We start from the raw sequence: 5,455 nt of genomic DNA, 5'->3' as shown, positions 1-5,455 counted from the left end.
CGCATTGATATTCCAATCGATAACCAATACCTTTTTAGAATCGAGTTGTTTTAATGTTTCGGCGACTTCAGAGTGGTCGAAATTCATGATAACGTACTTACTGTACTTACCAATACTCTCCTGTATTTGATTCTTAAAAACCTCGATATTATAGTGATGAAAATGCAAATCAACGGCCACCGTACTGGGTACACTTTTTCGAAAACTATCGTACAAGACCTCTTTATAAGCCTTAAAAGTATCTAAAAACAAGAATACACGTGTAATTTCTCCAGCTACAAAATATCCTTTATTGGGAACCGACTCAATCACATTTCGTTTCTTCAGTTCGGCATAGGCTTTAAAGACAGTATCTCTCGAAAGAGAACACTCCTTACACATCTTATTTACAGAAGGTAACATATCTCCTGGCTCCAATATTTTCTGACTGATGGCATCCTGAAATGCCTGAATCAGTTGCTGAAATTTTGGCATCGGAGAGTTACTATCCGTAGTAAAGTGAAAAACCTTCATACTTTGATTTTTATATTGTGTTCTGTTCTGTTATGGCTCAAATGTATAAATAATAATTTAATCCATTCAGAATTGAAACTATAATTTCGTAAATTGAGATCTACTCAATGCAAGGCAGCAATAATCAGAAACAATCAATTTCCGCAAAACAAATACTGCGAATTATCTGTTTCTATGATAAAATCAATTTCTATGAAAATTCTTCTTACTGGCGCCAATGGATACATCGGAAAACGAATACTCCCCATTCTTTTGGATCAGGGACATACGGTAATTTGCTGTGTTCGTAACAAAAAGCGATTCTCTCCCAAAGAAATCAGTCATCCCAACTTGCTGGCATATGAAGCCGATCTTCTGGATTTAAAATCACTTACAAATCTTCCCAAAGATATTGATGTTAGCTACTATTTAATTCATTCGATGCTACATGGTACCGAAGGATTTGAAGAGCTAGAAAAACTTTGCGCTAAAAATTTTGTCCACTTCATCGACCAAACGGAAAATAGACAAACTATTTATTTAAGTGGAATTGCCAATGCTGAAAAGCTATCCACACATCTGGAATCGCGCAAACAAGTAGAAGAAATTTTAAAGAAAAGCAAAAGCGACACAACCATCCTGCGAGCTGGAATTATTGTTGGATCTGGAAGTGCTTCATTCGAGATTATCCGCGATTTGGTAGAGAAACTAGCCATTATGATTACCCCAAACTGGCTGCTTACAAAATGCCAGCCCATCGCCATTCGAAACGTAATCGATTTTTTAACCGGGGTGATTGGTCAAAAGGAATGTTTGAACCAAACTTTTGATATTGGTGGTCCTGAAATTTTAAGCTACAAAGAAATGCTCCTGCAATATGCCGAAGTAAGAAAGCTGAAACGATTTATTGCCTGCTTGCCGGTAATGACTCCACGACTTTCATCCTACTGGTTGTTTTTTATCACCTCCACCTCTTACAACTTGGCTGTAAATCTGGTAAACAGTATGAAAATTGAAGTGATTTGTCGTCCCAATAATTTGGCTGACTTATTACAAATAGAGCTGCTCACTTATCGCGAAGCTATCGAAAAAGCTACTGGAAAAATACAACAGCAAATGGTAATTTCTTCGTGGACTGATGCTTTGAGTAGTGGGATTCTGCCCAATGATAAAATGAAATACATCGAACCACCAACTTATGGTTGCTATACCGACAAGAAGCATTTTAAAATTGGTACCGATGTAAAACCTATTGTAGAGAATGTTTGGGCTTTAGGTGGTGACAGAGGTTGGTACTATGCCAATTGGCTATGGCATTTACGTGGCATGATAGATAAATTATTCGGTGGCGTTGGACTCAATAGAGGACGAAGACACCCGCAGGAAATTAAAATGGGTGATTCTCTTGATTTTTGGCGAGTGCTACTAGCCGATAAGGAAAATGGAAGACTGCTCTTGTATGCTGAAATGCGATTGCCTGGAGAGGCGTGGTTAGAATTTTCTATTGGAAGAGAAAATGATGAAAACTATATCTCACAAAAAGCAATTTTTCGTCCAAAAGGAATTTTAGGCCGACTGTATTGGATGATTAGCTACCCATTTCATCTATTTATTTTTCGTGGAATGGTAAAGGGAATTATAAATTACAAGAAATAAATTGAGCAATGAAAAAACGAGTTACAGGAATTGGGGGCATCTTTTTTAAATCGGAAGATCCAAAAGCAACAAGAGAATGGTACAACGAGCATCTAGGCATTCAATGTCCTGATGAATATGGTGGAATGTTTGAATGGAGAAAAACCAGTAAACCTGAAGAAACAGGTTTTACAATTTGGAGTCCCTTCGAAGAAAGAACCGATTACTTTCAGCCATCGAAAAAGGATTTCATGTTCAATTATCGTGTAGAAAACCTAGTTGAACTCCTCAAGATTTTGAAAGAAGAAGGCGTTACCATCGTCGGAGAAATTCAGGAATTTGAATATGGTAAATTTGGATGGATTTTAGATCCTGAAGGAAATAAAGTTGAGCTTTGGGAACCCAAAGAAGGTCCATTCAGCGACATGTACAAAGGAAAATCTACATCGGAATAAATGGAGACATTTGATTAAAAAAATGTGGAACATTATTTTAACTTTGTTTTCCAATTCTAGAACTCCTACTCTATGAAAAAACCAATTGTAGAATTCTACGATGTGTTGAGCATCGCGGAAGAAAACCTAACCTATTCCATTATTTGTTCGCGCTACCAAAACCAGTGGGTTTTTGTTCGCCATCGCCTACGAGAAAGCTGGGAAATGCCTGCTGGTCATATTGAAAAAGGAGAATCGGCATTAGCTGCTGCAAGAAGGGAATTGTATGAGGAAACAGGAGCAGAATCTTTCTCCCTACGGTTGCTTACTGACTATTCGGCCGATTGGCATGGAGAAACAAAATATGGTCGCATCTTTTTTGCTGAAATTTATCAATTAGGAAGCTTGCCCGAAACTGAAATTGCAGAATTAAAGCTATTTACCTATTTACCACGCAATTTAACTTATCCTGACATTCAAAATTTGGTTTTTGAGCAGGTTTCACTTGTAATGACAAAATTGAAATAAAAACATAAACCTAAATAACAAATGCAATCCAATCGAATATATCTTCCCTTCTACTTAAAATTAATTCTACTTATTAATAATCGGTATTTTACAATTTGTTTACTTTATTCATTCCTGGGACTACTTACAACTTTTGCTAAGTTCGAAATAAACACTTTTACTCAAAGTATTCCTTTTTTTATACTAGTCTCTTTAACATTTTTCATTCTTAGTATATTCAATACAAAGAAAAAAATTAGAATTATAGAAGGTGATATATTAATCAAGACAGGAACTTTTTCTGGAGATATAAGCCTACCTGAATTTGGTAAATATAGAAGAGAAAAAATTATTCTCCGATTGACACTTCAAGTTCCAAGTATATCGAATCATCCTACTTTTTATAAAAACTTCTACTTCATAAAACAGCTTGCTGGAATTACGAATTTTGAACACAGATTAATTATCAACGCACAAAACCCAGAACAAGTTTTATTGCTAAGATCATTGCCCAATATCGTTAAAAAATATATTAATACGTGGGAAAAAAGTTCTGCTCTTACAAATAGCATCTAAATCACCACACAAAACAATAGTATCTTGTCTCAAATCCATTTTCATCAAGACTTTTACGAAACCATTAAAAAGGGAGAAAAAAGCCAAACAGCCAGAATAGGTGAAGCAGTTCCTCAACTCGGAGAAGGAGAAGCTATTTTTACAGATCTTCCCTCCATTAAAATTGAAATCACAAAAGTGAGCCACAAAAATTTCGATTGCTTAAGTGTAGAGGAAGCACAAAAAGATGGCTTTGAAAGCAAAGTGGAATTATGGGCAGTTTTACTTGGCTTTTATCCTCAGCTAAAAACTTCCGACTTACTGATGCTTATTGAATTCAGACGCGTTTGAGCAATTAGTTTTCGAACAAAATGCAAACCGGACTGGGCGCTTTTACCTCATCAACGAAAGTTAAGGAACCACTTAGCGAATCGCGTTGAAAGCAGACGATGTTATTGGTGTTTTTGTTGGCCACCAAAAGGAATTTATCATCGGGCGATAAGCTAAAATTACGAGGATGATCGCCACGAGTCGATTCAAATCCTATCGAATGCAGATCCCCATTTTCCTGAATCGAAAAAATAGCAATACTGTTGTGTCCCCGGTTCGATCCGTACAAATACTTGCCATCTGAAGAAATATGAATATCGGCAGTAGCACTGTAAGCTTCGAAATGTGCTGGCAAGCTCGAAATAGTCGACAAAAGTTTAAACTCTTTAGTTTCTGATATCTGAAAACAGCTAATTGTGTTGTTTAGCTCGCTTATTATATAGACAAACTTTCCGTTGGGATGAAAAACCAAATGCCGCGGACCGGCTCCATCGGCAAGTGCTACTTTACGGATATCAGATGAAAACTGATGCTTTGCCATATCGATGGATGAAAGCCACAGCTCATTGGTTCCCAAATCGACTGCTGCAATTTGATTCGTGTTGGGTTGAAACCAAACGCTGTGAGCGTGTGGCTCATCCTGACGACCCACAACGGTTCCCGAACCACTGTGTTGCTGCACATCCAAAAGATCCGATAATTTTCCTGCCTCATCTACCTGCAGATAGCCGATATTCCCGCCTGTATAGTTGGCCGCAAGAACTACGCCTTCCACATTTGCCGTCACAAAGCAGGGATGCGCACCTCCACTTGGCTTTCTGCTAATCAGCTGCAAGGAATCTCCTATTTGATACGATTCCACGCTTCCCATTCCATCCTCATACTTCATTTCGTTGGCCACCAGTAGCGTTTTCTGATGATTTGCAAAGGCCAAAAAGGAAGGATTATCGGATTTTGCCACCAAACCTAACATTTTTAGTTGACCCAAGCTGTCCATTTCAAATTTGTAAATTCCTTGTGAATCTCCATCTGTATAGGTTCCAAGAAAGAAAGTGTAGGAAGAATTAGTCATCGGTGTATTCTTTTTCGATTCCTGACAAGAAAAGGCAAGTGCTGAAATCAAAATCAGTAAAAATATATGTTTACTCATAATTATATTTTAATTAGGTTACAAGAAATCACTTCTATTTGATTAGTGCATCGATATCAGTAATTAAATAGAAAACCATCATTATTTAAGCCATGGCAATTCGACGGTTTAATTTTTTCAGTTCCCGAAAAAAGAAAAATCCGCAAATAATCGCCGAGCCAACATCGGAAATAGGGGCCGCCATCCATACTCCATTTAAACCCAGATAATTCGGAAGAATAAAAAGAATGGGAATCAATAAAATTACCTGACGCATTAAAGTAAGCAAAGCTGAAATACCCGCTTTCCCAATGGATTGAAAATAGTTACCAACAATCACCTGAAAACCTACCAATGGCAATGCAAGCAAAAT

Annotated in this window: 6 protein-coding genes and 1 pseudogene; 4 read left to right on the top strand and 3 right to left on the bottom strand. The window is 37.3% G+C overall.

Annotated features, from left to right (window positions below; all coding sequences use genetic code 11):
* Nucleotides 1-513: GntR family transcriptional regulator (locus ABYT26_RS17385; protein ID WP_372756256.1), on the bottom strand; the 513-nt coding region annotated here is incomplete at its 3' end.
* 192 nt (nt 514-705) lie between these two features.
* Here ABYT26_RS17385 and ABYT26_RS17380 point away from each other — a divergent pair.
* From ABYT26_RS17380 to ABYT26_RS17365, 4 genes are all read left to right on the top strand, one after another.
* Nucleotides 706-2,148: an SDR family oxidoreductase gene (locus tag ABYT26_RS17380; protein ID WP_372756254.1), complete on the top strand. Its 1,443-nt coding sequence runs from the start codon at nt 706-708 to the stop codon at nt 2,146-2,148.
* An 8-nt stretch (nt 2,149-2,156) separates the two neighbouring features.
* Nucleotides 2,157-2,582, top strand: coding sequence for a VOC family protein (locus tag ABYT26_RS17375; protein WP_372756252.1), 426 nt, complete (start codon nt 2,157-2,159; stop codon nt 2,580-2,582).
* A 72-nt stretch (nt 2,583-2,654) separates the two neighbouring features.
* Complete coding sequence (locus ABYT26_RS17370; RefSeq protein WP_372756250.1) at nt 2,655-3,089, top strand: NUDIX domain-containing protein; 435 nt, start codon at nt 2,655-2,657, stop codon at nt 3,087-3,089.
* Nucleotides 3,090-3,668: 579 nt separating this feature from the next.
* Complete coding sequence (locus ABYT26_RS17365) at nt 3,669-3,974, top strand: ASCH domain-containing protein (protein ID WP_372756248.1); 306 nt, start codon at nt 3,669-3,671, stop codon at nt 3,972-3,974.
* Between the two features lie 4 nt (nt 3,975-3,978).
* Here ABYT26_RS17365 and ABYT26_RS17360 read toward each other — a convergent pair whose 3' ends face one another.
* Nucleotides 3,979-5,103, bottom strand: coding sequence for a lactonase family protein (locus tag ABYT26_RS17360; RefSeq protein WP_372756246.1), 1,125 nt, complete (start codon nt 5,101-5,103; stop codon nt 3,979-3,981).
* An 85-nt stretch (nt 5,104-5,188) separates the two neighbouring features.
* Nucleotides 5,189-5,455 (bottom strand): annotated as a pseudogene (locus ABYT26_RS17355) (MATE family efflux transporter); the annotation flags it as partial.

The organism is Labilibaculum sp. (assembly GCF_041595635.1).
Classification (GTDB): Bacteria; Bacteroidota; Bacteroidia; order Bacteroidales; family Marinifilaceae; genus Labilibaculum.
The sequence above is the reverse complement of the archived record's forward strand: the minus strand, read 5'-3'. Positions and strand labels throughout refer to the sequence as shown.